This window comes from Micromonospora sp. NPDC049201, from assembly GCF_055586805.1.
In genome coordinates this window covers 609,487-635,367 of sequence record NZ_JBVJHM010000001.1, presented here as the reverse complement: position 1 = coordinate 635,367, position 25,881 = coordinate 609,487, and the positions used below count along the sequence as shown (strand labels likewise).

The window sequence follows — 25,881 nt, the reverse complement described above, 5'->3', positions numbered from 1 at the left end:
GGGCCGCCCGCCGCCGGCGGCACCCTCAGCGCTCCGGCCCGGTGACCGCCGCGTCGACCCGGCTGAGCACCGTCGCGTCGTCGTCCACGCCCACGCCGCGCAGCAGGTCGATGGCGGTGGCCCGGACCGGCCCGATGACCAGCGCGAGCGGCAGCGTCGGACCGACGGCGAAGAGCCGGCCGACCGACCGTACCGCCGCCAGCGCCGCCGCGTCCGCCCGGGCGGCGTGCTCGTCGGCGGTCTCCTCCGCTCCGTTGAGGTCGGCGGCGAGCGCGTCACCGGCCGCGCGGACGGCGGCGGCCAGCGTGCGTACGGCGGTCCCCAGGTCGGTCGGGACGGGCGCGTCGCCGCGGGTGACCGTGACGGCGGCCCGGGCCAGCACGCGCACGTTGCGCACCGCGTAGTCGATCTGCCGGATCGAACCGGTCACGGAGCGTAGCCGGCCGAGGTGCCGGCGACGCCGGACGTTGAGCCGGAGCGCCTCGCCGGCGGCCTGGACCGCGTCCCGCAGTCGTTCCACCCCGGCGTCGGCGTGCCGGGCCCGGTCCAGTGCGGCCAGGGCGGCCTCGTCGTCGGCGTGGTCGAGCGCGTCGGCGATCTCGTCGAGCACGCCGGCCAGCTCCGCGAACGTGTGCCGGAACTCGGCCACCAGCGGGGCGAGCGGCCGGCGGGCGTCGACGAGCTGACTGGCGACCACCGCCACCGCGCCGCCGATCAGCGCGTCGACGAACCGGAACGGGATCAGCGACTCGGTCGGGGGCGAGACCACCACCAGGTAGAGCGCGGAGACCGCGGCCTGCACCACGGTGACCGAGCTGGCGCCGACCGCCACCGCCAGCGCGACGGTGAGCAGGATGACGGTGAACACGGTCCAGGTGGTGCGCGGGCCCAGCGCCTGGACCACCAGGTCGGCCACGAGCACGCCGGCGGCCACGCCGAGCACCACCTCCACCGCCCGGCGGATCCGCTGGCCCCGCGCCTGCCCGAGCACGATCAGCGCCGCGGCGGGCGCGAAGAACGGCTGCGGGTGCCCGACCAGCCGGGTGGCGAGCATCCAGGCGACGGTGGCGGCGAGCGTCGCCTCGACCACCGGCAGCCAGCCCCGCCGCAGCCGCCCGGCCGCCGCCCGTACCGCCGGGCCGACCCGCCGCCGGCCCTCGCGTACCCCGCTCATCCCGCCTCCCGTTCCACCCGGCCCTATCCTGCGGGACCGGCCCGCGCCCCGCCCGCGATCTTGCGTTCCGGCCCGCGCCTCGGGTCGTTCACCCGCTCCGCCGGGGCAGGAACCGCAAGATCGACGCGTCGGGTGCCGATCGGCACTGGTCGTCGCCGTCCGTGGCGGTCCTTTATGGAGATGGACGGAGTGGAAGGGGGCAGCTCACGCGTACGGGACTGTGGCGACGGCACGTGCGGCGGATGTACCGGGGCGGCCGGCCGAACCGGGTCGCCCGGGTGTGGAACCGGCTCGCGGCCCGGCAGCACGGCGCCGGGCTCGGCCCCCGGAACCGGGTGACGCTGGAGGTGCCCGGCCGGCGCACCGCGCTCGCGCCCGGGGCGCGCCCGCACGTGCCGGTGGACCGGCACGCCCCGCTCGCCGACTTCGCGCGGGTGGCCGCCGGCATTCCGGTCTTCCGGATCACGTCGGCGGAGCCGGCGCCGGGAAAGGCCGAGTGACAACCTTTCAGGATATCGATCGCGTACGTGCCCGGGGTCGTCCGAATGGGAGAGGCGGCCGGTAAGATCGGCGACAAAGCGGCGGCTGATCGCTGACTGCCGGCCACGGCGCGACCGCGCACACTGGGACCATGAATACGAGACTCCGCCGCAGCCGGGCATTCCGCCTCGCGGTGTGTCTCGCCCTTGTGGCGACGCTGAGCGGCTGCATGCAGCTCAACCTCGGGCTGACCCTGAACACCGACGACACGGTCTCCGGCCAGCTCCTGCTGACCGCCCAGAAGTCCGTGCTCAAGCAGCGCAACCCGGACGTCGCGGCGGCCTTCGCCGAACTCCGGCAGAACATTCCCACACTCCCCGTCGGCACCGAGAGCCGGTACGAGGACGCCACCTCCTACGGCATTCAGATCGCCTACCGAAAAACACCGCTGTCACAATTCACCAGCGAGAGTGTGAATCTTGTCCGGGATGGCGATCTCTATCGCTTCTCCCTTCCGCTGGACCCGAAGAAATACGGCGGAAAGGTGGCCGAACAAGATCCCCGGAATCAGCAGGCGTTCATGACCCTGATGGCGTTCGAGATCTCCGTGACGTTCCCCGGCCGGGTGCTCGACAGCAACGGGACGGTCAACGGGCGCTCGGTGAGCTGGCAGGTCGTCGCCAACCAGCCGAAGCCGGCCGAGTTGCGGGCCGTCGCCGAGGCGCCACCGACGCCATCCGCCAGCGCGGTCGCCGCCGTGACCGGGGGCGGCTCCTTCCCCTGGCTGCCGGTTGTCGGCGGGGCGGTCGGGCTGCTGGTGGTCGCCGCGGTGGTGGTGGTCGTCCTGCTGCGGCGCCGCTCCCGGGGCGGCCCGGCCGGGGCGCCGGCCGCGTCCCCGACGACCCCCACGCCGACCGCGACCCCCACGCCGACCGACCGGACCGCGCCGACGCCCCCGGCCGACCGGCCGATCTGAGTCCCACCGACCGCACCGGCCATCGACCGTCCGACCCCAGGTCACCCGGTCACCGACGCCCCGACCCCGGCCACCCGGCCTCTGCCCGACCCGGGCCGACGCCCCGGCCCTGCCCACAGCTTTCCGCCGTACCGGCGGCGACCCGCCGGTCCCCCACCGCGCAGCGGGCGCCACCCGTGGACGCCATCCTCGGGCCGCCGCACCACCGAACCCCGACCGCACCACCGCACCGTCGAAAAGGGGGATCGCCGTGAACGATCTCTTCACCTGGGCCGCCCTGGGCAGCCTGACCGGCGCCAGCGCCGCCACCCTGCTCGCCACCAACGTCATCGGCGGCCTGATCGGGCCGAGCGGCGACAAGGCGCGCAAGTGGATCGCGCTGGGCGTCGCGCTCCTGCTGTCGTACCTGACCGCCGCGTTCGCCGACGACGCCGGTCCGGAGAAGTGGATCATCGCGTTCTTCAACGGCCTGGTCATCTTCTCCGCCGCGCTCGGCATCAACCAGTTGCCCCCGGGCAACCGGCAGGCGACGCAGGCGTCGCCGACCCAGCTCGCCCAGGGGCACGAGCCCCGCTTCGTCCGCTCCTGGGTCTGAGGAGGTGCCCGCCATGGTCTTCGGCATTCTCAGCGCCGCCGCGCAGATCGTCTTCGGCGCGGTGCTCGGGCAGGCCGCCGCCGGCACCGTCGGCCTGCTGGTCGGCGCCGTCGTCGGGCTGCTCGTCGGCGCGCCGTTCGGCTGGGCGACCGCCTCGGCCGGCACCTACGACGCCGACGCGAAGGGCATCCTCCGCTTCGTGGTCGACCACACGTGGAGTCTGCTCAACACGTTCGCCGGCGCGCTCTACCTGGCCCTGCACCTCGTTGTCGGCCACCAGCTCGACCGGGTCGTCTCGGCCGGCAGCGGCCGGGTCAACGTGGTCGAGGGCGTCTCGCCCCGGTACGCCACCACCATCGGCACGGTCTGCGCCGGGTCCAGCCCCGGCATCCAACGGCACGAGGACGTGCACGTCCTCCAGGCCCGGCTGCTCGGCCCGCTCTACCTGCCGCTGGTCGCGCTCAACTACGTGCTGTTCACCGTCGCCCCGGTGTGGCTGCTCTGGCACGACCACACCAACGCGCCGATCAACAGGTTCACCCGCTACTTCGAGATCGGCGTCTACCCGCACGTCTGGAACGAGGCCATCGCGTACCGGATCCAGGGGACGCCGCCGCGATGACCGGCGCCATCGAGGCGGCCGTCGCGGACGTCGCGGCCTGGCTGACCGGGACGGTGGGTGAGCCCGTCCCGGTCGGCCCGCCCCGCGACGACCCGGCCGGCGGGCTCACGGTCTGGCCGCTGGAGCTGCGGCCGGCCCGGCAGACCGCGGCCGGCGGCGCGGCGCGCGAGCCGTACCGCTTCGTGGTCCGGCTCCTGGTCAGCGGCGGTGGGCCGGCGGCGGTGCCGGCGCTGGACCGGGTGCTCGCCGCCGCCACCGACGGGGGCGGCCGGGCGGAGCTGGTGCTGGCCGCCGGCGACCCGGCGCTGTGGCGGGCGTTCGGCGTGCCGCCCCGGCCGGCGCTGCTGCTCGACGTGCCGGCCCGGATCGACCGGCCGGCGCCGACCGCGCCGCCGGTGCGCCAGCCGCTGCGGCTGCGGCAGCTCGGCATGCGCACGCTCGACGGCCGGGTAATCGGGCCGCAGGACCAGCCGCTCGCCGCGATGCGGGTGGAGCTTGTCGGCACCGCGCAGGCCACCGAGACCGACGCCGCCGGCCGGTTCCGGCTGGTCGGCGTGCCGCACGACCCCGACGCCCCGGACCGTCCGGTACGGATCCGGCTGGTCGGTCGGGGGCGCGTGCACACCGCCGAGTTCGACCCGGCCGCCGACGGCCTGATCGTCGTGCCCGCCCCCGACTGACTCCCCGAGGAGGACCGATGCCCACCTACTTCTCCCCCGGCATCTACGTCGAGGAGGTGCCCTCCGGGGCCCGCCCCATCGGCCCGGTCGGCACCAGCACGGCCGCCTTCGTCGGGGTCGCGCCGGACCGCACCGCCCACGTCGACCGGCCGATGGCGGTCAACAGCTGGACCGAGTTCCTTCGCCTCTTCGCCGACGGCGAGCACCTGGAGAGCACCCCGCTGGCCCGGGCCGTCTTCGGCTTCCTGGACAACGGCGGCACCCGGTGCTGGGTGGTAAACGTCGGCGAGGGCGGCCAACTCACCGGCACCGGTGGGCGACGCGGCGGCCTGCAACTGCTGGAGGCGATCGACGAGATCGCCATCCTGGCCGCGCCCGGCTACCACGACCCGGTGTCGCACGAGGCGCTGATCAGCACCGCCGAGCGGCTGCGCACCATGGTGGCGATCTGCGACCCGCCGCCCGAGGTCACCGACGTCTCCCGGCTCACCCGGGTCGCCACACCCGGCAAGCCCACCACCGGCAAACCCGCCGAGGGTACGCCGAAGGACGGCGACGACGACGCGCCCGGCACCGGCGGCGACCGGCCCCGGCAGTCCGACTTCGCCGCGTTCTACTTCCCCTGGATCCGGGTCCGCGACCCGCTCGGCGGCGACCTGGTGCCCACCCCGCCGAGCGGGCACGTGGCCGGCATCTGGGCCCGCACCGACGCGTTGCGCGGCGTGCACAAGGCGCCGGCCAACGAGCCGGTACGCGGCGCGGTCGACCTGGCGTACCGGGTCACCCGGCCGGAACACGACGTACTCAATCCCAAGGGTGTCAACGTGATCCGGTTCTTCGCCGGGGAGGGCATCCGGCTCTGGGGCGCCCGGACGCTCGCCGCCGAGGCCAGCGAGTGGCGCTACCTGAACGTACGGCGCCTCGCCATCTCCATCGAGCAGGCCATCGCCAACGGCACCCGGTGGATGGTGTTCGAGCCGAACGACTTCACGCTGTGGCGCTCCATCCGGCGCGACGTCGGCGCGTTCCTGACCCGGGTGTGGCGCGACGGCGCGCTGCTCGGCCGTACGCCGGAGGAGGCGTTCTTCGTCAAGTGCGACGAGGAGACCAACCCGGCCGACGTGCGCGACGCCGGGATGGTGGTGGCGCACATCGGCATCGCGGTGGTCAAGCCCGCGGAGTTCGTGGTGTTCAAGCTGAGCCAGTGGGCCGGCGGCACCGAGACCGAGACGATCGGAGGCTGACATGCCGACCACGGCCACCCCGCAGCCGGGCGCGCCCGTCGACCCGTACCGGGCGTACCACTTCAAGCTGCTCATCAACGGCATCACCAACGGGCACTTCACCGAGGTCAGCGGCTTCGAGGTGGCGATCCCGTCGCTGGCGTACCGGGAGGCCGGCAACGAGCGCATCCGCGCCGTGCCCGGGCAGGTCGAGTACGCGCCGGTGACGCTCCACTTCGGCCTGACCAACGCCCGGGAGCTGTGGGACTGGGTGAACGCGGCGGCGAAGGGCACGGTCAACCGGCGCAACGTCTCGGTGGTGCTGCTCGACCCGGCCGGCACCGCCGAGGTGCTGCGCTGGAACATGATCAACGCCTGGCCGACCCGGTGGCGGGGCGCCCACCTGAACACCCTCTCCCAGGAGATCGCCATCGAGGCGCTGACCCTGGCGTACGAGGGGCTGGAGCTGGAGTCCGGCAGTGCGCCCGCCTCGGCGACCGCGTGACCGGCTGGCCCGCGCGTTGCGGGCCACCGCCGACCGTCTGACGTACCCGTCACCCGACGCCCACCGGCCTCCCGCCGTGCCGCCGGCAACCCTGCCGTCACGCCGCCCCGGCGAACCCCCCGAACACTGGCTCCGCCTGGTGGCCGCCCACGCCCCCGGCCTCCTCCTGGGCCTCCCCCACCCCCCGCCCTCCGTTGGTGATCAAGGAGTTGGCGTCGGCTCCGGCCGCGCGGCCGACACGAACTCCTTGATCACCGGACGATCCGCGAGGGCCGGCATGGGGTGGGGCTGGGCGGGACGGCTGTGGCGCGGGTGGCGGGCGGGTCCGACCGGCGCTGGCCGGCGACCCGGTTCGCCGAGATCTTGGTACGGAAGCGCCCTCCCGGGGGCCGGTTCCTACCAAGATCTCCGACAATTCCCGAGCACTGGGACGAGTGTCCCGTCCAGTGGCGGGGCTACGGGTGGTGGTGGGTGGTGGGGTCCGGGCGGGGCGGGTGCGGCGGTGATCGGCTCCGATCCGGAGGGCGGGACGGCGTGGATCGACGGGGAGTTGTTCCCCGATCCGGGGGAAGCGGGCACCGGGGCGGCGAGCGTGCCGACCGGACGGCGAACGGACGGCACGGAGCCGACAGGCCGGAGTACGCCGCCGGCCGGTGCCGACTCGACGTGGGCCACGCCCGGGGCGTTGCCCTCCGGACCCACGGCGGATGCCGGACCCCGCGCTACCGGATCCCGAGGAGCCAGATCGGTGACTCCCGACGCGGCGGCTTCCGGAGCCTCCGCGACATTCGGCGGCGGCGCCCCGATAGGCCACCGCGCGCCAAGGCGGGACGATGCCCCAGGACCGGCCGGCACGCGATGGCCGGCCGATACGCGGTGGTCGGCCGACACCTGGTGGTCGGCCGACACCTGGTGGGCGGGCGACGCAGGACGGTCGGGCGACGCCGATTGGCCGGGCGGCGCCCGTTGGCCGGGCGATGCCGGCTGGCCGGACGACGCGGTGGGTCCGGTCGGCGCATCGGGACGGAACAGCGCACCCGGTCACGAGAGCACGCCCGGTCAAGGCCGCACGACGGGTCACGGCGGCACACCTGGTCACAGCGGCACACCTGGTCACGGCAGGCCCGGTCACGACGGCACCCCCGGTCACGACGGCACGCCAGGGTCGAGCGTCGCGGCGGGGTCAGCCCGCGCGACGGGGTCGACGGGAGGTGGTCGATCGGGGCGGCATGCGCGGCGTGCGGAATGGCCCGAACAGGACGCGGACCAGGTGGCCGTACCCGGTGGTGCCTGGTCGGGGGCGCCGGGTCGACGCGCGGCGGACGGCTCCCGTCGTGACGGCCGGGAACGACGCCGGGCCGACGCCACCGGCAGGCCGACGCGCGCCGGTGCGGACGGTCGGCCGATTCGCGGGGCCGTGCTTCCGCTCTCGCTCGGCCCCGCGCCGCGCGGATCGGTCGACGGGCACGACCGGACCGCACACGACCGGACCGGCCACGACCGGGGCGAGCATGACCGGGGCGAGCGGGTGCGCGGCGAGCTTCCGGTGCCGCTGTCGTGGCGGCGCCCGCACCCGTCGACGCCGCCGACGGCGCACGACGCGGGCCTGCGCCGTCCGGTCGCCCCGTGGCCGGCCCTGCCGGACGAGACCGGCGCGGGCCGGGCCGGCGACGCCGGGCGACCGTCCGCGGTGGGACGGCCGACCGGCGCGAGCGGGACGGATGCCGGAGCGGCCGGGCGGGACCCGTGGCCGGCGCTGCCGGACGAGCCGTCGCCCCGGGCGTCGGCCGCGCGGGGCGCCCGGTTCCGGGACGCCCTGCTGGACCGGGAACAGGCGGGTGGCTGATGGAACGCGTCGCCTTCCTCGTGGACGAGTCGGGCACCCGGGTCGACTGCCTGCTCAATCCGGAGACCGTCCAGGTCACCCGGCTGGCCGGGATACGCCCGCGCGGCGGACCGGACGGGTCGCTCACCGGTGCCGGCCTCGCCGACGACCCGTTGGTCTTCACCGGCGGCGGGCGCACCGAACTGGTGCTGGACCTGCTCTTCGACATCGACTTCGTGGAGTCCCCGGCCCGCCCCGACGACGTCCGCGCGTTGACCCGTCCGCTGTGGATGCTCGCCGAGAACTCGGCCGTCGAGCACGGCTGGCCGCGTCCGCCGCTGGTCCGGCTGGTCTGGGGCAAGACCTGGAACGTGCCGGGCGTGATCGCGGCGATCGCGGAACGCTTCGACGCGTTCACGCTCACCGGCACGCCCCGGCGTTCCTGGCTGCGGCTACGGCTGGTCCGGGTGGCGGAGAGCGCCGAGGCGGCCCAGGCCGGGTTCGAGGCGGAGCTGGCCGCGGCGAGCACCCCGACCGTGACGCCCGGCTCGGCGGTGGTGGCCGCCGCGGACGGCGCGGCCGAGCCGGGCTGGTCGGGTGTGCGCTTCGACCTGCTCGCCCACGACGCGTTGGGTTCCCCGCTGCGCTGGCGGCTGCTCGCCGAACACAACCGGATCACCGACCCGCTCACGGTTCCGGCCGGCACCGCGCTGGCGGTGCCGGCGTCCGTCCTCGCCACGCCTCCGCTCGACGCCACCACCACGACGGGAGGTACGCCGTGACCGCGCCTGCGCCGGTGGCGCGTGGCAGCCGCGACGATCCCGGCCCCGGCCTGCCGGGGGCGCACCACGCGACGACCGGAGGCGTGCGGTGAACCGGGCGGCGGCGGTACGCGTGGACGGCCGGCCGCTGGCCGACCCGACGCGGCTGCGCGGGGTCCGGGTCGCCGCCCGGCTGGACCGGCCGACGCAGTGCGAGCTGGCGCTGGCCACCGCACCCGGCCCGGGTGCCCTCGACCCACCGGTACGCCCCGGCGCGGCGCTCGACGTCCGCCTCGACGGCCACCCGGACGCGTTGTTCACCGGCGAGGTGACCGCCGTCGAGGTGGAGTACGCGGGCGACGGCGTCGCGCTGCTGCGGATCCGGGCGTACGACCCGCTGCATCGGCTGCGCAAGCGGCAGGAGCTGCGGGTGTTCGAGTCGGTGACGGCCGCCGAGCTGGCCGGGGAGCTGTGCGCCGGGCTGGGGCTGGCGGTGGTCGCCGAAGTCGACGGGCCGCGCCTGGACCGGCTGCTCCAGCACCGGCACACCGACCTGGAGCTGCTGTGCGAGGTGGCCGGCCGGGCCGGGCTGCACCTGGGCGTGGACGGGGACCGACTGCGGCTGCTCACCCTCGACGGGCACGGCGAGCCGGTGCCGTTGACGCTCGGCGGGACCGTGCACGCGCTGCGGATCGTCGAGAACCTGGACCGGGCCGGGGCGGAGTGCGCGGCGCTGGGCTGGCACCCGCAGCGCGCCGAGCCGCTCGGGCAGCGGGCCGGTGAGGCGCGCAGCGGGCGGCGGATCCCGCTGCTCCCGGAGCCGGGCGACGTCGGCGCGGACGGGGTGCGTACCGCGGTGGACCAGCCGGGGCGCAGCGACGACGAGCTGGCCGCGCTGGCCCAGGCCGGGCTGGACGCGCGGGTCGCCGCGCTGGTCACGGTCGAGGGCACGGCCGAGGGTGACCCGGCGTTGCGGCCGGGCCGGCGGATCGCGTTGGCCGGCGTCCCGGATGAGGTGGCCGGCGTGTACGTGCTGACCGAGGTGGTGCACACGGTGGACGCGGACGGCCACCTGACCCGGTTCTCCACCGTCCCGCCCGAGCCGCCGCCGGTCGCGGCGCCGGCGGCGACCGTCACGCTCGGCACGGTCACCGCCGTCGACGACCCGGACGGGCTGGGCCGGGCCCGGGTGACGCTGCCGGCGTACGGGGACCTGGACGCCGGCTGGCTCGCCGTGCTCTGTCCGGGCGCGGGTCGGGGCAAGGGGATCGTCGCGCTGCCCGACCCGGAGGACACCGTGCTGGTGGCGTTGCCCGGCGGCGAGCCGGCCTCGGGCGTGGTGCTCGGCTCGCTGTTCGGCGCCGTCGAGCCGTACGACGCGGGGATCGTCTCCGGCCGGTCCCGCCGCTGGTCGATGCGGACCGGCACCGGCCAGTCCATCGTGATCGACGACGACGGGCGCACGCTGCGGCTGGCCACCGACGCGGGCAGCTTCGTCGAGCTGCGTCCCGAGCTGACCACCGTGCACGCGGCCGGTGACCTGGTGCTCTCCGCGCCGGGCCGGGCCATGGTGGTGCGCGCGAAGACCGTCGACTTCCTGCACGCCCCGGCGGTCGAGGACGCGCAGACCGCCGCCGCCCAGGCCCGTACGCTCGCCCGTTCCGCCGGAGGTGGCTGATGCGCTGGATCCACCGCGACTCGTTGATCACCTGCGGCCACGACGGGCGGGTGACGAACCGCCCGTCGCAGCACTGGGTCACCGTGCGGGGCGTGCCGGCGCTGGTGCGGCCCGACCCGGTGGGACGGGACGTCACCGCCTGCCCGAACTACGGCCCGACGGTCAAACCCTGCCTGCACACGATGACCGTGACGGTCGGCTACAGCGCCTGGGTGCGGGTGGACCGGCAGCCGGTGGTGCTGTCGCACCTGGACGGCCTCACCGACGGCACGCCGCCGGGCACCGTGCACCACCAGGTCCGCGACCCGCGGCAGATGTTCCTGGGGGCGGACCGATGAGGGCGTTCCGGTTCGTCGGCGCCGGGTTCGACGCCGGCCGCGCCGGCGGCCTGGCGTTGACCGCGGCCGGCGGGCTCGCCATGACCGAGGGCGACGAGACGGTACGCCAGGCGCTGTGCCTGCTGCTGTCCACCACGCCGGGCGAGCGGTTGATGCGTCCCGGGTACGGGTCGCGGCTGCACCGGTTGGTCTTCGCGCCGAACGACGACACCACCGCCGGGCTGGCCATCCACTATGTGCGGCAGGCGATCCGGCGCTGGGAGCCGCGGGTGGAGGTGCTCGACGTGGACGCCGGCCCGGACCCGGACGACCCGTGGCGCCTGGTGATCCGGCTGGACTACCGGGTACGGGCCAGCCTCTCCCCCGGCCAGCTCGTCTTCTCCGTCGACCTGCTGCCGCCCGACGACGAGCCCGACGACCCGGGCGACCGACCCGGCGGCGGCTCCGCCGACCGGCCCGGTGAGGAGGCCACGCCATGACGCTGCCGGTGCCGCACCTGGACGACCGCGCCTTCCTCGACCTGGTCACCGAGGCCCGGGAACGGATCCGCCGCTCCTGCCCGGACTGGACGGACCTGTCCGCGCACGACCCGGGGATGGCGTTGCTGGAGGCGTTCGCCTACCTGACCGAGGTGATGATCTACCGGCTGAACCAGTTGCCGGAGAAGGCGTACGTGGCGTTCCTGAACCTGCTCGGCGCGACCCGGCACCCGCCGGCGGCGGCCTGGGCGGACGTGCGCCTGACCCGCACCGGCCCCGACCGCGGTCCGGTGCGGGTGCCGGCCGGCACCCGGATCGCCGCGGCCCGCGGCGCCGACCCCCGGCCGGTGGTCTTCGTGACCACCGAACCGGCCCTGCTGCCCGCCGGTGAGACCGAGACGACGGTACGCGTGCACCACTGCGAGCCGGTCGACGCGGAGCTGCTGGGCACCGGCACCGGCCAGCCGGGTCAGACGTTCCGGGCCGCCCGCGCGCCGCTGACCCGCACCACCGAGGCGCTGGACCTGCTGCTCGGCGTGGAGGTGCCGGCCGGCTCGGTGGAGCTGGGCGCCGCGGCCCGCGAGCACGAGGGACGCACGTACGAGATCTGGCGGCCGGTAGACAGCTTCGCCGGCGTCGGCCCGCAGGCCAGGGTCTACCTGGTCGACCGCGCCTCCGGGGTGGTCACGTTCGCGCCCGCGCTGGACCTGCGCCCGGCCACCGGCGACGGGAGCGGGCCGGACGCCCGGAGCGACACCGGGAGCGCCCCGGCCGACGAGGGGACGGCCGGGGTGACCACGGTGGCGGCGGTGCCACCGGCCGGGCGGCAGGTGCGACTCTGGTACCGGTGCGGCGGCGGGCCGGCCGGGAACGTGGCCGCCGGCGTGCTGACCAGCCTGCGCGACCCGCTGCCGGGGCTGCGGGTGGCGAACCCGCTGCCGGCCACCGGTGGCCGGGAACTGGAGTCGCTGGAGTCGGTGCTGGCCCGCGGGCCGTACGAGTTCTTCGCCCAGCAGCGCGCGGTCACCGCCCGCGACTTCGAGGTCCTCGCCACCGGCTCCGGCGCGGTGGCGCGGGCGCGGGCGTTCACCCGGGCCGCCGTCTACAGCTTCGCCCGGCCGGGCGAGGTGGAGGTGGTGCTGGTGCCGTACGTGCCGGAGGCGGCCCGTCCCGGCGGCCGGCTGCCGGTGGCGGTGCTGCGCGAGCACGAGGTCGAGGAGGCGCGCCGCCGGGTCGAGGCCGACCTGGAACGCCGTCGCGCGCTGGGCACGGCGGTGCGGGCCGGCTGGGCCCGCTACAAGGCGGTCTCGGTCCGGGCCCGGGTGGTGGTGCGCCGCGAGGAGGACGTGGACGCGGTCCGCCGGCGCATCCACGACCGGCTGCACCAGACGCTCAGCCCGCTGCCCACGACGCTCAATCCGACCGGCTGGGCGTTCGGCGAGCCGCTGCGCGCGTCGAACGTCTACCGGATGTTGGAGCACGCCGAGCCGGGTGTGCGGTACGTCGAGTCGGCGCGGTTCGTGGTCGACGAGGCGCCGGACGCGCAGGTGCGGACCGTCGCGGTGGACCAGTACCAGCCGGACACCTGGTACGCCGGGCGCGGGCCGGTGCTGTTCCGCTCGACCGACGCGGGCGCGGGCTGGGAGCCGGCCGGCCGGTTCGACGACGAGACGGTGGTCCGGGTGGTGCCCGCGCCCGCCCCGACCCGCGCCGGCGTGGTGCCCCGGGCCGGTTCGGTGGCGGTGGTGACCGCCCGCGACGCCGGCGGCTCCCGGGTCCGGCTGAGCACCGACCTGGGCGAGACGTGGACGCTGCTCACCGACCTCGACTCCGGCGTGCGGGACCTGGCCTGGATCGACCGGGACGGCACCGGCGCGCTGCTGCTGGCCACCGACGCGGGCCTGTACGAGGTGCCGCTGCTGCCCGGCGCGGTGCCGTTGCAGATCCTGGTCGACCCGGCCGACGCCGACCGCGGGTTCTACGCGGTGCGGTCGTTCGTCTCCGAGCGCGGCGCGCCCGGCGTGGCGGTCGCCGCGCAGGCCGGCTTCGGCGTCTACCTGTCCGTCGCGGCCGGCCGCCCCGGCACGTTCAGCCACGTCGGCCTGGCCAACGTGGACAACCGGGTCCTCGCGGTGCAGTACGACGGCCCGGCCACGCTGCTGTGGTGCGGCGCGGGCGAGCCGGACCCGAAGAAACCCGGCCAGGGCGCGCACCGCACCCGGCTGTTCGAGTCCGACGTGCGGTGGCAGTCGATGGCCGCCGGCTGGATCGGCGGCACCTGCCGGGACCTGGCGTTCAGCGGGCCGCTGGCGCTGGCGGCCACGCAGAGCGGCGGCGTGGTCCGGCTGGACACCCTCGCCGGACAGCCGCAGTGGCGGCCGGTGATGGTCAACTGCGGGCTGCCGCTGCGGGACCGGACCCGGTTCTCGCCTGTCGACGCCATCGCCGCCACCGCGCCGACCGACCCGTCCGGTGCCGGTCGGCTGGTGCTGGCCGGCGGCGAGCGCGGCGTCTACCGCAGCGGCGACGGCGAGGACTGGACGGCCAGCGCCAACCAGGCCACCGCCGACGTGGTCACCGTCCCCGGCACCTGGCTGCTCTGCTCCGGCGAGCACGACATCGAGGTGGTGCGGCAGGATGCGCCGAACCGCGATTGAGCGGCTGCTGCCGGCCGCGTACCAGCGGGCCGCCGGCCCGGGCAGCGTGCTGGGCGCGCTGCTGGACGTGATGGAGGCGCTGCACGCCCCGGACGAGGCGGTGCTCGCCGACGTCGACGCGCTGTTCGGGCCGTACCGGACGCCGGACGGGTTCGTGGCGTACCTGACCCGCTGGGTGGCGATGGACCACGTGGTCGCCGCGCCGCGCGCCGACGCGCCGCCGCCGCTGCCGCTGGGCCGGCTGCGGGACCTGGTCGCGCACGGCGCGCTGCTGGCCCGCTGGCGCGGCACCCCGTACGGGATGCGCACCGCGCTGGAGCTGGCCACCGGGGTGACCGGGTTCGTGCTGGACGAACCGGCCGACCGGCCGTTCCACCTGGTGGTGCGCGTGCCGCCGGCCGCCGTGGACCGGCTGGCGCTGGTCGGCCGGATCGTCGAGGCGGAGAAACCGGCGGCGGTCACCGTCGAGGTGGTCGCCGCCCCGGCCGACCCGCCCCACGACCCACCCGCCGGTCCGGCCGACGACCCGGCCCCGCCCGGGCCGGTACGCGCGGTCGGCCGGGCGTCCGTGCCCCCACCCCACGAGCCGCCGGAGGAGCCGTCATGACCACCGAATGGACCGTCGTCGCCGCCGCCGAACAGTTCACCCTGGACGCCCGCAACGCCGGCGAGCTGACCTTCACGGTGTCCAACCCGGGCCCGGCGCCGGACACCGTGGTGTTCGACGTGGCGCCCGGCGAGGGCAGCCAGCGGGCCTGGTTCACGGTCACCGAGCCGCAGCGGGTGGTGCCCGGCCAGGGCTCGGTGTCGGTGCTGGTCCGGCTCGCCGTGCCGGCCGGCACCCCGCCCCGGCGGTACGACATGACCGGGTTCGCGTACTCGGCGAACACCGCCCCGGAGGAGAGTTCCCGCTCCAGCGGCCGGGTGACGTACGACGTGCGGGCGGTCGCGCCGCCGAAGCGTACGCCGTGGCCGTGGCTGGCCGCCGCGGCGGTGCTGCTGCTGGTGGTGACCGGCGTGGCGGTCTGGCTGGTGACCCGCCCGGAACAGACGTCGCCGCCGCGGCCGGCGGCGGTGACCGTGGAGGCGGAGACGCTGGTGGCCGCCGCCGAGGTCCGGTCCACCACGGCCGCGAAGGCCGAGGTGGTGGCGCAGGACAACTGCTGCGACGTGACGTGGTCCGGCGACGCGCAACTGTTCTTCCTGGGCCGGGCGGTCGGCGACCGGGTGACCGTGCCGGTGGACCTGCCGGCGGACGGCGCCTGGCGGTTCTCCACCGTGCGCACCACCTCGTTCGACTACGCGAACACCATCTGGCTGGTCGACGGCCGGCAGGTGGGCGACACGTTCCTCGGCTTCACGCCGACCGTGGTGCGCACCGACGACGTGGCGGTGGGCACGCTGGAGCTGACCCGGGGCACGCACCAGCTGACGCTGGTGGTGGTGAGCCGGACCCAGGGCACCGACCGCTACTTCGCCGGCGTCGACCAGATCCGGTTCACCCCGGTCGGCCAACCATGAGTGGTCGGCAGAAGCTGCTGGTGGTCGCGCTGGCCGGGCTGCTGGTGGTGCTCTACGTGGTGGCGGTGGCCGGGCGGCGCGACGGCCCCGGTGACCCGGCCGCCGGGCCGGGCCCACTGGCCCGGCTGGGACGCGGCGCCGGCACGGTGGACCCGGCGACGGTGGGCGTGGCGTGCGTGCCGCCGGCCACCGCCCCGACCGCCACCGCCGACGGGGTGGTGGTCGCGTTCGGCGCGACCTGCCGGCTGCGCGTCGCCGACCCGGGCGCGCTGCGCACGCTGGTGTTGCGCGGCGCGACGCCGTTCGAGGTGACCGCCCGCGCGCCCGGCGACGCGGACGTCACGGTCACCGACGAGGTCACGCCGGGGCCGGACGGGGCGACGGTGGCGAAGGTGGCGGTGGATCGGGAGACCGAGGTGCTCCTGCGGTGCGCGGGAGGTGGCGGGTGCACGGTCACGCTCGCCCGGTCCTGACCGGGCCCGACCGCCGGGAGGCGCGACATGGGTGAGCTGCGGAAGCCGTTCCTGCTGCTGGCGCTGCTGGCGGTGGCGCTGGTGGTGGGCGTGGAGCTGGGCGCGGCGGCGCTGACCGGCGGCGGGGACGCGGGCGCCGCGCTGCGGGACAGCGCCGGCGGGCTCGGCGTCGAGCTGGGCGACGTCGGCGCGGTGGCCGAGCCGTCCGGTCGGGGCACCGGCTACCTGGCGCTGATCGACGTGGTGGCGCTCTGGACCACCGGGCTGTTCGCGCTGAGCCTGGTGCTGCCCGACCGGGTCCAGGGCCGGGTGCAGGGCGCGGCCACGCTGGTCTTCTCGGTGGTGCTGCTGCTGGTGTCGCTGGTGCTGCTGGTCGTCGCGTTCGTCGAGCTGACGGTGATGGTCTCGCTGTTCCTGGCGGTCCCGTTCGGCACGCTGGCGTACCTCGCGGTGTGGGGGTTCTTCCCGGTCGGCGACGCGGCCGTGCTGCTCGGGCTGGCGCTGCTGCTCAAGCTGGTCTGGGCCGGGCTGCTGCTGGCCGCGCAGCCGCGTTTCCTGCGCAACAAGGGGCTGGTGCTGCTGGCGTCGACCACGCTGCTGTGCACCCTGGTGTTGCAGTTCCTGCACGGCCTGGTGCCGGTGATCCTGGTCAGCGTCGTCGACGACCTGGGCGCGGTGGTCTTCGCGGTGGTGGCGATCATCTGGGCGCTGGTGCTGCTGGTCGGCTCGATCCCGGCGATCGTCAAGGCGGTGCGGACCACCGCGACGACGTCCGGCCGCACCGTCAGCTGACCGGGTCGCCGGTGGCGAGCGCGGCCAGACGCGGGAGCTGCGCCGGGTCGGTGAGCGCCGAGCCGACCGCCACCACGCGTACGCCGGCGGCCAGGAAGTCGCCCGCGTTGCCGGCGTCGATGCCGCCGGTGGCCACGAACCGTGCCTCCGGCAACGGCCCGGCGACCGCCCGGAACCAGGCCGGGCCGAGACTGACCGCCGGGAACGCCTTGAGCCAGACCAGGCCGTGGTCGAGCGCCCGCTGCGCCTCGGTCGGGGTGGCCACGCCGGGCAGGTGCGGGATGCCGTAGCCGCGCGCCGTGTCCGCGACGGCCAGGTCCAGGCCGGGGGCGACGGTGAACGCCGCGCCGGCGCTCATCGCCTGGCGGACCTGCGCCGGGGTGCGGACCGTGCCGGCGCCGACGAGCCGGTCCCGACGACGTCCGGCGGTGACCGCGGCGCTCAGCGCGGGCACCGCCGCGGGAGTACGGATCGGGACCTCCACCACGTCGATGCCGAGATCCCAGGCCAGCTCCGCGAGCCGGACCGTCTCCTCCGGCGGCAGGTCGCGCAGGATCACCATGACCCGCCCGTCGCCGAACAGCGGTGCGAAGTCGTGCTCGGTCATGTGCCGCTCCCTTCGTCGCGCCGCCTCGCCGGCGCCGCCCATTCCCGGTCCGTCAGCGCCAGCGCCCGGGCGATCCCGGCCGGATCGGGCGGTGGCGCGGTGTCGCCCGGCGTGGCCAGCACCGGCGCGGCGGTGAGATGACCCATCCGCAGGCAGGCGCGCAGGTCGAGGTCGCGCAGCAGCCCGGCGAGGAAGCCGGCGGCGAACGCGTCCCCGGCGCCGACCGGCTCCACCACGTCCACCGGGGGCGTCGGCACGAAGACCGCCGGCCCGGTACGCGGCAGCGCGGTCGCGCCGACCGGCCCGTCCTTGACCACCACCAGCTCCGGCCCGGGCAGCAGGTCGCGGACGGCGGCCGGGTCGGCGCTGCCCCACAGCGTCGCCGCCTCGTCCAGCCCGACGAGCACCACGTCGGCGCGGTCGGCCAGGTCGCGCAGCACCGGTGCGGCCCGGTCGGCGGGCCAGAGCGCCGGCCGGTGGTTCACGTCGAACGTGGTACGGGCCCCGGGCAGCGCCCGCCCGGCCAGCGCGTGCGCGAGCAACTCCCGGCAGGAGTCGGAGAGCACGGCGGTGATCCCGGACAGGTGCAGCAGCCGCACCCCGGTCAGCCGGGGGTCGGCCAGGTCCGGCGCGCCGAGGCGGCTCGCCGCGGACCCGGCGCGGTGGTAGTGCACGCGGGTGCCGGCCGGGCCGGGGTCCTTGAGGTAGACGCCGGTCGGCGCGGCCGGGTCGACCGTGACCGTGCGGACGTCCACCCCGGCGGCGGCGATCTCGGCGACCACCCGGCGGCCGAACGGGTCGTCGCCGACCCGGCTGACCCAGGCGGCGCGGTGGCCGAGCCGGGCCAGGCCCATGGCCACGTTGGACTCCGCGCCGCCGACACCGACAGCCAACCGGTCGGCGTGCTCCAGCGGCCCGCCGTCGTCGGGCGCGAGCACCACCATGGTCTCCCCCACGCAGGCGACCTCCGGGCCGGTCATGGTGTGTCCTGTGTGCGCGACTGCGGGGCTCGCAACCCCGGCTCACTCCTCGCGCTCACGGTGCCCACCTTTGTGCGCGACTGCGGGGCTCGCAACCCCGGCTCACTCCTCGCGCTCACGGGAGCCGCCATCCGTTCCGCGACCTCGGCCCGGTCCAGGTGGCCGTCGACGACGAGCACCCGGTGCCGGTTGCGGCGCGGCCGGTCGGCGGCGACCACCGCCGGGCGGTCGAACGCGTACGCGACGCAGACGCCCGGGTACATGGCGGTGCGGACGAACCACCTGTCACCCGGCCCGAGCCCGCTGAACACCAGCGTGTACGCGGCGCCGCCGGGCGCGGTGCCGGACAGCGCCAGCCAGGGCGCGGCCGAGCCGTTGACCGCCTCCTCGCCGACCGCGTCCACGGTGCACACCCGGGGTTCCGGGCCGGCGACGGCCCGCCAGAAGAAACCGCCGTAGCCGGCGCCGCCGGGGCGGCCGTTGGTGGCCGGGCTGCCCAGGGGGACGTCGGCGCCGGTGGCGGACGTGAACGTGGCGGACAGGTCGAGCCACCAGGCGTCGTCGCCGGCCGGCGCGGCGGTGAGCCGGCGGTGCTCGCGCAGCAGCGTCCGGCCCTCGGCGTCCCGCCAGTCGAGGTCGTGGTCGAGCCGGTCGGCGGCTCGCTCCCGCCAGCCGGTGTGGGCGATGACGCCGTGGTCGTCCCGCCAGGTGTAGCCGGTGCCGCGCACGTACGTCCGGCCGCCCCAGAAGTTGGCGCCGGCCACGTCCGGCACGGTGAGGGACGCGCCGAGGTGCCAGAGGTGGTCGGCCGGGAGCGCGTCGGTGACCGGGGTGCCGGCGCGGGTGCGCACCGGATGCAGGTAGGGCCGGGGGCCGTGGCGCGGGTCGAGGTCGGGGCGGACCAGGTAGCGGGCCACCTCGACCCCGGCCACGACCAGCCGCTCCGCCCCGGGATCAGCGGTCACGACGCCTCCGGCCCGAGCGCGGCGGAGTGGGCGCGCGCCCGGCGTCGGGCGTCGACCGCGTGCAGCGCGGCGAGGGCGTACCCGCCGAGGATCGGCACCGCGACCGGGGTGACGAGCGCGGCGAGCAGCGCGGCGAGCCCGCCGATCCCGGCCGCGGCGGCCCAGCCGCCGGGGTGTCGGGCGCAGACGCGGGCCACCTCGCGGGCGGCGCGACGCCAGCCCCGGCCCCCGGTGCGCCCGACCGCGACGGCGACCAGGCCGGCGTACCCGAGCAGGGCCGCGACCACGACGGCGGTGACCGCCAGGGCGGGCCCGCCGCCGGGCACCCGGCCGGTGGCCAGCGCCAGCAGGTCGACGGCGAGCAGCGCGGCGACCGCGAGCACGACGGCGCTGACCGCCGTGCCGGCGGGCACCGCGCGGCCGAACCGGGTCAGGCTGGTCCGGGCCGGCGGCCAACTCCCGGTGCCGGACCGGTCGTGCAGCGCGGCGCAGGCGGTGGCGACGGCCGGGGCGAACGTGAGCACCGGCAGCGACGCCGCCGCCACGACGAGGCCGAGCAGCGCCAGGTCGGCCGCCTCGGCCACGGTGTCCCGCCAGTCCCGGCGGGGGGCCTCGGCGTTCATCCCTTCAACCCGCTGGTGTTGATGCCCTCGACCAGCATCCGCTGGAAGGCGAGGAAGAACAGGAACACCGGCAGCAGCGACAGCACCGACATGGCGAACATCGGGCCGACCGCGCTCTGGCTGGTCGAGTCGATGAACAGGGTCAGCGCCACCGGGACGGTGTAGTCCTCCAGCGTGGACAGGAAGACCAGTTGGCGGAAGAAGTCGTTCCAGGTCCAGATGAACGAGAAGATCGCGGTGGTGACCAGCGCGGGGCGGCTCAGCGGCAGGATCACGTGCCGGAAGACGCCGTACGGCGACGCGCCGTCGATCTTGGCGGCCTCGTCCAGCTCGCGGGGGATGCCGCGCATGAACTGCACCATGAGGAAGACGAAGAACGCCTCGGTGGCCAGGAAGTGCGGGATGAGCAGTGGTAGGTACGGCCAGTCGCCGCCGACCAGGCCGAGGCTGCGGAACAGGATGTACTGCGGCACGATCAGCACGTGCCCGGGCAGCAGCAGGGTGCCGATCATGACGGTGAACCACGCCTTGCGGAACCGGAACCGCAACCGCCCCAGGGCGTACGCGGCCAGCAGGCAGGACAGCGCGTTGCCGACCACGGTGAGCAGGCTGACCATGGCGCTGTTGAGGAAGAACCGACCGAAGCTGACGTCGAAGTTCGTCCAGCCCTCGGTGTAGTTGCCGGGGGTGAACTCCGCCGGCAGCAGGCCGATGTTGTTGACGATCTCGGCCGGCGACTTGACCGAGGTGCCGAGCATCCAGATCAGCGGGTAGAGCACCACCGCCACGATCGCCACGAGCACCACCAGGCGCAGCGCCTGCCGGTTGCGCGGGCGGCGGCGGCCGGCGACGGCGGTCACCGCGGTCATGAGTCGTCCCCTCCGTCCGAGTAGTGCACCCAGAACCGGCCGGTGCTGAAGAACACGGCCGTGATGAGCGCGATGGCCAGCAGGAACACCCAGGCCATCGCCGAGGCGTAGCCCATCTCCAGGTCGGTGAAGCCGGAGATGTAGAGCTTGAGCGTGTACATCAGGGTGGAGTCGACCGGGCCGCCGGTGCCGTTGCTGAGCACGAACGCGGCGGTGAAGCCCTGGAAGCCGTGGATGGTCTCCAGCACCAGGTTGAAGAAGATCACCGGGGAGAGCATGGGCAGGGTGACCGCGCGGAACCGTCGCCAGGTGCCGGCGCCGTCCACGGCCGCCGCCTCGTACAGCTCGACCGGGACCTGCTTGAGCCCGGCCAGGAAGATCACCATGGGCGCGCCGAACTGCCAGATCGCCAGCACCATCAGCGTCTGGAGCGCCCAGTCCGGGTCGGCGACCCAGGGCAGCCCCTCGATGCCGAAGAGCGCGAGGAACGAGTTGAACGCGCCGTCGCGGTTGAACATGTTGACCCAGACGATGGCCAGCGCGACGCTGCCGCCGAGCAGCGACGGCAGGTAGAACAGGCCGCGGAACAGCCCGACGCCACGCCAGGTGCGATTGAGCAGCAGCGCCACACCGAGCGCGGCGGCGAGCTTCAACGGCACGGCGACCAGCGCGAACGTCAGCGTCACCCGCACCGCGTGCCAGTACGACGGGTCGGCGGTGAACATCCGCTCGTAGTTGGCCAGCCCGACCCAGCGCACCTCGGACAGCGGGGTGAGGATGTCGTAGTCGGTGAAGCTCAGCCAGAGCGAGAGCAGCATGGGGATCGCCGTGATGCCCATCAGTCCGATGAGCCAGGGCGAGAGGAAGACGTACCCTGCCAGGCCCTCGCCGAGCCGGGCCCGGCCGGCCCCGCGCCGCGTGGGGCGGGGGCCGACCGGTCCGGTTCGCGGGCTCCGGCCGGGCGCCGTGGTGAGGGCCACGGGTCCGGTTCCTTTCCGTCGAGGGGTCAGGCGATCGCGGCTTTGCAGGCGGTGACGAACTGCTCCGCCGCCTGGGCCGGGGTGGCGCGGCCGTACTGGGCGTTCTCGGCGGCCTTGGTCAGCTCCGACTTGACCTTGCTGTGTCCCTTGATCGGGACCTGCGGGGACGGCCCGAACTTCTGCGCCAGCTCGGACTCGACCTGGATGGACTGCTTCATGGCCGGGTCGGTGGCGGTCTCACTGACCTTGGCCCGCAGGTCCATGTTGGAGGGCAGGCCGCGGTCGGTGCCGAGCAGCGCGACCGCCTCCGGGTCGTTGTTCAGGAAGTTGATCACGTCGACCGCGACGTCGCGGTGCTTGCTGCCCTTGAACACCGACCAGTACATGGAGGCGCGGGCCCACTGGGCGCTCGGGTCACCGGGGTAGGCGACCACGCCCAGCTCGTCCTTGGTGTTCTTCTTCAGGTCCGGCATCTGGTTGGCCCAGACCCAGGAGGTGGCCGCCTTGCCGGTGACCACGAGCTGCTTGGTGATGTCGGTGGCGTTGCCCTCGTGGATGACGTCCGCGGTCGGGGTGGCGCCCCGGTCCCGGGCGCCCTTCCACAGCTCGAACCACTTCGTCACGTCCTCGACCGTGAAGCCGAGTTCCTTGCCCCGGTACAGGTCCTTGCCCTGCTGGCGCAGCCAGACCCAGAGCGCCTTGTAGTCGGCGCTCGGGTCCTGGGTGCCGGGCACCTTCGTCTTCTTCGCCACCTGCTCCGCCCAGGCGATGTGCTCCTCCCAGCTCATCCCGGTGGTCGGCTCCGGCAGCCCGTTCTTCGTCAGCAGCGTCCTGTTGTAGACCAGGCCCTGGGTGTTCTCCCCGGCGGCCACCCCGGCGAGCTTGCCGTCGACGACGCCGTACTCCAGCAGGCTCTTCGGGAACTTCGACACGTCGAGCTTGCCGGAGTCGCGGTAGCTGCCCAGGTCGAGCGTGGTGCTGCGGCCGGCGTACTCGGCCAGGTAGTTGTCGTCGATCTGGAACAGGTCGGGCGGGTTGCCGCCGGCGGTCAGCGTGGCGAGCTTGTCGAAGTAGCCCTGGTTGGCCTGCCAGGTCTTCTCGAACGTCACGTCGGGGTGCTTCTTGGTGTAGAGGGCCAGGGCGTCCTCGGTGAGTTTGGCCCGGGCCTCGCCGCCCCACCAGAAGACGGAGAGCTTGACCGGGCCGCCGTCGCCGGCGGCGTCGTCGTCGCCGCAGCCGGCCGCGCCCAGCGCGAGCGGCGCGGCCAACGCGACGACGGCCAGGCCGCGGACGAATCGACGTCGGGACAGGGGGGTACGGTGATCCCGCCCGGCGGGTGCGCCGGCGGTGGGGGGCGTTGCGGCGTGCATCTGCGCTCACTCCTCGGCTGTGGGAGGCGACGACGTCACCGGCGGCCGTCCACGGGTCGCCCGGGTCCGCACCGCTATGCGGGCCCGGGCCACCTGCTCAGGCCCCGGTGCCGTCCCGACCGGGAACGGGCCCGGTCGAGTCGCGGACGACCAGTACGGTCTGGAGCATTACCTGTGCGGTGGTGCGACGGTCGCCGGCCGACGCGCCCCGGCCCCGCACGCCACGCGGCGCGTCGGAGTCGAGTTGCAGCAGCATGTCGACGGCCGTCCGGCCGGCGGCCGCGGTCGGCGTGGCCACCGTCGTCAACTTGGGGCGGGTGAGCCGGCTCAGCGCGATGTCGTCGACGCCGACCACGCTGACGTCCTGCGGCACCCGCAGCCCCAGCGCGTCCAGCCCTTCGATCAGGCCGATCGCCATCAGGTCGTTGTAGGCGAGCACGGCGGTGACGCCGCTGCGGCGTACCTGGTCGGCGAGCCCGCCGCCGCCGGTCTCGGTGGGTTGGTTGGGCCCGAGCAGGGTCAGCTCGGCGCCGCCGCCCCGGGCCGCCGCCGAGGCGGCCCGGCGCATCTCCCGGGCGGTCCAGGAGCCGCGCGGGCCGCCGAGCAACGCGATGCGCCGGTGACCGAGGCCGAGCAGGTGCTCGATCGCGGAGCGGGCGCCCTGCCCGACGTCCATCATCACGCAGGGCAGGCCGGTGACCTGGCGGTTTATCACCACCACCGGAACCTCGCGGCTGACCTGCTCGATCAGGCTGTTGCTCATCCGGGGGCTGCACAGCAGCACGCCGTCGACCTGCTTGGCGAGCGCGTGGACCAGGTCCTCCTCGGCGGCCACGTCCTCGTTGGTGTCGGCCACGAACACGTGGTAGTCGCGGTGCCGGGCCTGCCCCTCCGCCGCCTTGATCAGCGGCGGGAAGAACGGGTTGGCGATGTCGGCCACGATCAGGCCGATGTTGTGCGTCCGGCCGGTGATCAGGGCCCGGGCGGCCCGGTTGGGCCGGTAGCCGAGGTCCTCCGCACAGGCCAGCACGCGGACCCGGGTCTCCGGGTTGACCAGGTGCGGGGCCGAGAACGTGCGGGAGACGGTGGAGATGTGCACGCCGGAGGCCCGGGCGACGTCCCGGATGGTGGCTGGCACGGTGGGCTCCCTCGTCCGATGTGGTGGGGGTCACGGGGTGCCGCCAATTAATGCAAACGGTTGCGCCGGTGTCAACGGTCCATTGTTACGGCTCGATTGCGGTACCGCTCCCGTTGGCTGCACAAAAACGCACCAATGCGGATTCATAGGGCGGGATGTTCATCGACCGTTGACGACCTCTCGCCCGACGTGGTTTCTTCGGCTGCAAACCTTTGCAGAACTGCGGGAGGCCGACGTCATGTCACCACCGGCCCGGAAACGGGTCCGCCACGCCCTGGTCGGCGCCGGGGCGCGCGCCGAGATGTTCGTCCGCGCGCTCGCGCTCGACCACGCCGACACCGCCGAGCTGGTCGCCCTGGCCGACGTGAACCAGGCCCGGATGGACGCGCACAACCGCTGGCTCGCCGACCTCGGCCACCCGCCGGTGCCCACCTACGCCGCCGCCGACTTCGCCACCATGCTGGCGAGGGAGCGGGTCGACGTGGTGCTGGTGACAAGCGTCGACGTCACCCACGACGAGTACGTGACCGCCGCGCTGCGGGCCGGCTGCGACGTGGTCACCGAGAAGCCGATGACCGTCGACGCGCCCCGCTGCCGGCGCGTCCTGGACGCGGTCGCGGAGACCGGCCGGCAGGTCACCGTCGCGTTCAACTACCGCTACAACCCGTTGCACGAGCAGCTCCGCCGGCTGCTCGCCGACGGCGCGGTGGGCGAGATCGGCTCGGTGCACTTCGAGTGGCTGCTGGACGTGCGGCACGGCGCCGACTACTTCCGCCGCTGGCACCGGGACAAGGCCACCTCCGGCGGCCTGCTCGTGCACAAGGCCAGCCACCACTTCGACCTGGTCAACTGGTGGCTGGACGCCCGACCGGTCGAGGTGTACGCGGCCGGCCGGCTGTTCTTCTACGGCGAGACCGGCCGCCGGCACGGCTACGCCCGCGACTACGACCGGGCGCACGGCGCCCCCGCCGCCGCCGACGACCCGTTCGCGCTGCGACTGGCCGAGCACCCCCGGCTGCGCGAGTTGTACCTCGACGCCGAGGCCGAGGACGGCTACCACCGGGACCGCAACGTGTTCGCCCCCGGCGTGACCATCGAGGACGACCTCGCGGTGCTGGCCCGCTACTCCACCGGCGCGACCATGACCTACCACCTCACCGCGTACGCGCCCTGGGAGGGCTACCGGGTGATGGTGAACGGCAGCCGGGGCCGCCTCGAACTGGAGGTCACCGAGAGCGACCACGTCAGCCCCGGCGGCGCGTCCGCGCTCAAGGGGGCCGCGCTGCACGGCGACGAGGCCGCGGTGGAACGCGGCGCGGCCCGGCTCACGCTGCGCCCGTTCTGGGCGCCGCCGGTGGAGATCGGAGTGGAGGGCTGGACCCGGCGCGGGCACGGCGGCGCGGACGCCCGGATGACCCGGGTGCTGCTCGGCGGCGAACCCGACCCGCTCGGCCGTGCCGCCACCGCGTACGACGGCGCGCTCGCGCTGCTCACCGGCCTGGCCGCCAACCGTTCGCTGGAGACCGGCGCGCCCGTCCGGGTCGCCGACCTGCTCACCCTGCCCTGACCG

Annotated in this window: 27 protein-coding genes; 18 read left to right on the top strand and 9 right to left on the bottom strand. The window is 75.2% G+C overall.

What is annotated here, in order from left to right:
• Positions 1–25 precede the first annotated feature (25 nt).
• Entirely contained in the window at positions 26–1,174 is a 1,149-nt protein-coding gene (locus ACZ6O5_RS02530; protein ID WP_465974137.1) for an FUSC family protein, read from the bottom strand.
• Positions 1,175–1,416: 242 nt separating this feature from the next.
• Here ACZ6O5_RS02530 and ACZ6O5_RS02525 point away from each other — a divergent pair, with 242 nt between their 5' ends.
• The 17 genes from ACZ6O5_RS02525 to ACZ6O5_RS02445 all read left to right on the top strand — a co-directional run bounded on the left by ACZ6O5_RS02525 (position 1,417) and on the right by ACZ6O5_RS02445 (position 16,779).
• On the top strand, positions 1,417–1,674 hold the full coding sequence (locus ACZ6O5_RS02525) for a hypothetical protein (protein ID WP_465974324.1): 258 nt from the start codon (positions 1,417–1,419) through the stop codon (positions 1,672–1,674).
• Between the two features lie 131 nt (positions 1,675–1,805).
• Entirely contained in the window at positions 1,806–2,630 is an 825-nt protein-coding gene (locus ACZ6O5_RS02520; RefSeq protein WP_465974136.1) for an LppM family (lipo)protein, read from the top strand.
• 250 nt (positions 2,631–2,880) lie between these two features.
• Positions 2,881–3,225 carry a hypothetical protein gene (locus ACZ6O5_RS02515; RefSeq protein ID WP_107159812.1) on the top strand — a complete coding sequence of 115 codons (345 nt, stop codon included), beginning with the start codon at positions 2,881–2,883 and terminating at the stop codon, positions 3,223–3,225.
• A 13-nt stretch (positions 3,226–3,238) separates the two neighbouring features.
• Positions 3,239–3,847: a glycine zipper family protein gene (locus tag ACZ6O5_RS02510; RefSeq protein ID WP_465974135.1), complete on the top strand. Its 609-nt coding sequence runs from the start codon at positions 3,239–3,241 to the stop codon at positions 3,845–3,847.
• On the top strand, positions 3,844–4,527 hold the full coding sequence (locus ACZ6O5_RS02505) for a carboxypeptidase-like regulatory domain-containing protein (protein ID WP_465974134.1): 684 nt from the start codon (positions 3,844–3,846) through the stop codon (positions 4,525–4,527). Before ACZ6O5_RS02510 ends, ACZ6O5_RS02505 begins: the two co-directional genes overlap by 4 nt.
• 17 nt (positions 4,528–4,544) lie before the next feature.
• Positions 4,545–5,771 carry a phage tail sheath family protein gene (locus tag ACZ6O5_RS02500; protein WP_465974133.1) on the top strand — a complete coding sequence of 409 codons (1,227 nt, stop codon included), beginning with the start codon at positions 4,545–4,547 and terminating at the stop codon, positions 5,769–5,771.
• A gap of 1 nt (position 5,772) precedes the next feature.
• The gene (locus tag ACZ6O5_RS02495; protein WP_465974132.1) at positions 5,773–6,255 is read left to right on the top strand and encodes a phage tail protein; all 483 of its coding nucleotides are present in this window, start codon (positions 5,773–5,775) and stop codon (positions 6,253–6,255) included.
• A 1,417-nt stretch (positions 6,256–7,672) separates the two neighbouring features.
• Positions 7,673–8,101 carry a hypothetical protein gene (locus tag ACZ6O5_RS02490; protein ID WP_465974131.1) on the top strand — a complete coding sequence of 143 codons (429 nt, stop codon included), beginning with the start codon at positions 7,673–7,675 and terminating at the stop codon, positions 8,099–8,101.
• The gene (locus ACZ6O5_RS02485) at positions 8,101–8,862 is read left to right on the top strand and encodes a CIS tube protein (RefSeq protein ID WP_465974130.1); all 762 of its coding nucleotides are present in this window, start codon (positions 8,101–8,103) and stop codon (positions 8,860–8,862) included. The genes ACZ6O5_RS02490 and ACZ6O5_RS02485 overlap by 1 nt, the downstream gene beginning before the upstream one ends.
• An 88-nt stretch (positions 8,863–8,950) precedes the next feature.
• The gene (locus ACZ6O5_RS02480; RefSeq protein WP_465974129.1) at positions 8,951–10,519 is read left to right on the top strand and encodes a phage baseplate assembly protein V; all 1,569 of its coding nucleotides are present in this window, start codon (positions 8,951–8,953) and stop codon (positions 10,517–10,519) included.
• Entirely contained in the window at positions 10,519–10,857 is a 339-nt protein-coding gene (locus ACZ6O5_RS02475; protein ID WP_281941801.1) for a hypothetical protein, read from the top strand. Before ACZ6O5_RS02480 ends, ACZ6O5_RS02475 begins: the two co-directional genes overlap by 1 nt.
• Positions 10,854–11,336, top strand: a complete 483-nt coding sequence (locus tag ACZ6O5_RS02470; protein WP_465974128.1) for a GPW/gp25 family protein — start codon at positions 10,854–10,856, stop codon at positions 11,334–11,336. Before ACZ6O5_RS02475 ends, ACZ6O5_RS02470 begins: the two co-directional genes overlap by 4 nt.
• On the top strand, positions 11,333–13,993 hold the full coding sequence (locus ACZ6O5_RS02465; RefSeq protein WP_465974127.1) for a putative baseplate assembly protein: 2,661 nt from the start codon (positions 11,333–11,335) through the stop codon (positions 13,991–13,993). The genes ACZ6O5_RS02470 and ACZ6O5_RS02465 overlap by 4 nt, the downstream gene beginning before the upstream one ends.
• Complete coding sequence (locus ACZ6O5_RS02460; RefSeq protein ID WP_465974126.1) at positions 13,974–14,600, top strand: phage tail protein; 627 nt, start codon at positions 13,974–13,976, stop codon at positions 14,598–14,600. Before ACZ6O5_RS02465 ends, ACZ6O5_RS02460 begins: the two co-directional genes overlap by 20 nt.
• Positions 14,597–15,514, top strand: a complete 918-nt coding sequence (locus tag ACZ6O5_RS02455; protein WP_465974125.1) for a hypothetical protein — start codon at positions 14,597–14,599, stop codon at positions 15,512–15,514. The genes ACZ6O5_RS02460 and ACZ6O5_RS02455 overlap by 4 nt, the downstream gene beginning before the upstream one ends.
• Positions 15,511–15,987, top strand: a complete 477-nt coding sequence (locus ACZ6O5_RS02450; protein WP_465974124.1) for a hypothetical protein — start codon at positions 15,511–15,513, stop codon at positions 15,985–15,987. The genes ACZ6O5_RS02455 and ACZ6O5_RS02450 overlap by 4 nt, the downstream gene beginning before the upstream one ends.
• 27 nt (positions 15,988–16,014) lie before the next feature.
• Positions 16,015–16,779, top strand: a complete 765-nt coding sequence (locus tag ACZ6O5_RS02445; RefSeq protein WP_396774902.1) for a hypothetical protein — start codon at positions 16,015–16,017, stop codon at positions 16,777–16,779.
• On the opposite strand, the gene ACZ6O5_RS02440 is transcribed toward ACZ6O5_RS02445, so the two are convergent.
• The 8 genes from ACZ6O5_RS02440 to ACZ6O5_RS02405 all read right to left on the bottom strand — a co-directional run bounded on the left by ACZ6O5_RS02440 (position 16,772) and on the right by ACZ6O5_RS02405 (position 24,311).
• Entirely contained in the window at positions 16,772–17,386 is a 615-nt protein-coding gene (locus ACZ6O5_RS02440) for a bifunctional 4-hydroxy-2-oxoglutarate aldolase/2-dehydro-3-deoxy-phosphogluconate aldolase (RefSeq protein ID WP_465974123.1), read from the bottom strand. The genes ACZ6O5_RS02445 and ACZ6O5_RS02440 overlap by 8 nt on opposite strands.
• Positions 17,383–18,366, bottom strand: coding sequence for a sugar kinase (locus ACZ6O5_RS02435; RefSeq protein ID WP_465974122.1), 984 nt, complete (start codon positions 18,364–18,366; stop codon positions 17,383–17,385). The genes ACZ6O5_RS02440 and ACZ6O5_RS02435 overlap by 4 nt, the downstream gene beginning before the upstream one ends.
• Positions 18,363–19,331, bottom strand: coding sequence for a DUF6807 domain-containing protein (locus ACZ6O5_RS02430; RefSeq protein WP_465974121.1), 969 nt, complete (start codon positions 19,329–19,331; stop codon positions 18,363–18,365). Before ACZ6O5_RS02430 ends, ACZ6O5_RS02435 begins: the two co-directional genes overlap by 4 nt.
• Positions 19,328–19,954, bottom strand: coding sequence for a hypothetical protein (locus tag ACZ6O5_RS02425; RefSeq protein ID WP_465974120.1), 627 nt, complete (start codon positions 19,952–19,954; stop codon positions 19,328–19,330). The genes ACZ6O5_RS02430 and ACZ6O5_RS02425 overlap by 4 nt, the downstream gene beginning before the upstream one ends.
• Positions 19,951–20,823: a carbohydrate ABC transporter permease gene (locus tag ACZ6O5_RS02420; protein ID WP_465974119.1), complete on the bottom strand. Its 873-nt coding sequence runs from the start codon at positions 20,821–20,823 to the stop codon at positions 19,951–19,953. Before ACZ6O5_RS02420 ends, ACZ6O5_RS02425 begins: the two co-directional genes overlap by 4 nt.
• Positions 20,820–21,803: a carbohydrate ABC transporter permease gene (locus tag ACZ6O5_RS02415; protein ID WP_465974118.1), complete on the bottom strand. Its 984-nt coding sequence runs from the start codon at positions 21,801–21,803 to the stop codon at positions 20,820–20,822. The genes ACZ6O5_RS02420 and ACZ6O5_RS02415 overlap by 4 nt, the downstream gene beginning before the upstream one ends.
• Before the next feature lie 26 nt (positions 21,804–21,829).
• The gene (locus ACZ6O5_RS02410; RefSeq protein WP_465974117.1) at positions 21,830–23,173 is read right to left on the bottom strand and encodes an ABC transporter substrate-binding protein; all 1,344 of its coding nucleotides are present in this window, start codon (positions 23,171–23,173) and stop codon (positions 21,830–21,832) included.
• Between the two features lie 97 nt (positions 23,174–23,270).
• Positions 23,271–24,311 carry a LacI family DNA-binding transcriptional regulator gene (locus ACZ6O5_RS02405; protein ID WP_465974116.1) on the bottom strand — a complete coding sequence of 347 codons (1,041 nt, stop codon included), beginning with the start codon at positions 24,309–24,311 and terminating at the stop codon, positions 23,271–23,273.
• 238 nt (positions 24,312–24,549) lie between these two features.
• On the opposite strand from ACZ6O5_RS02405, the gene ACZ6O5_RS02400 reads away from it, so the two are divergent.
• Entirely contained in the window at positions 24,550–25,878 is a 1,329-nt protein-coding gene (locus ACZ6O5_RS02400) for a Gfo/Idh/MocA family protein (RefSeq protein ID WP_465974115.1), read from the top strand.
• The last annotated feature ends 3 nt before the right edge of the window (positions 25,879–25,881 follow it).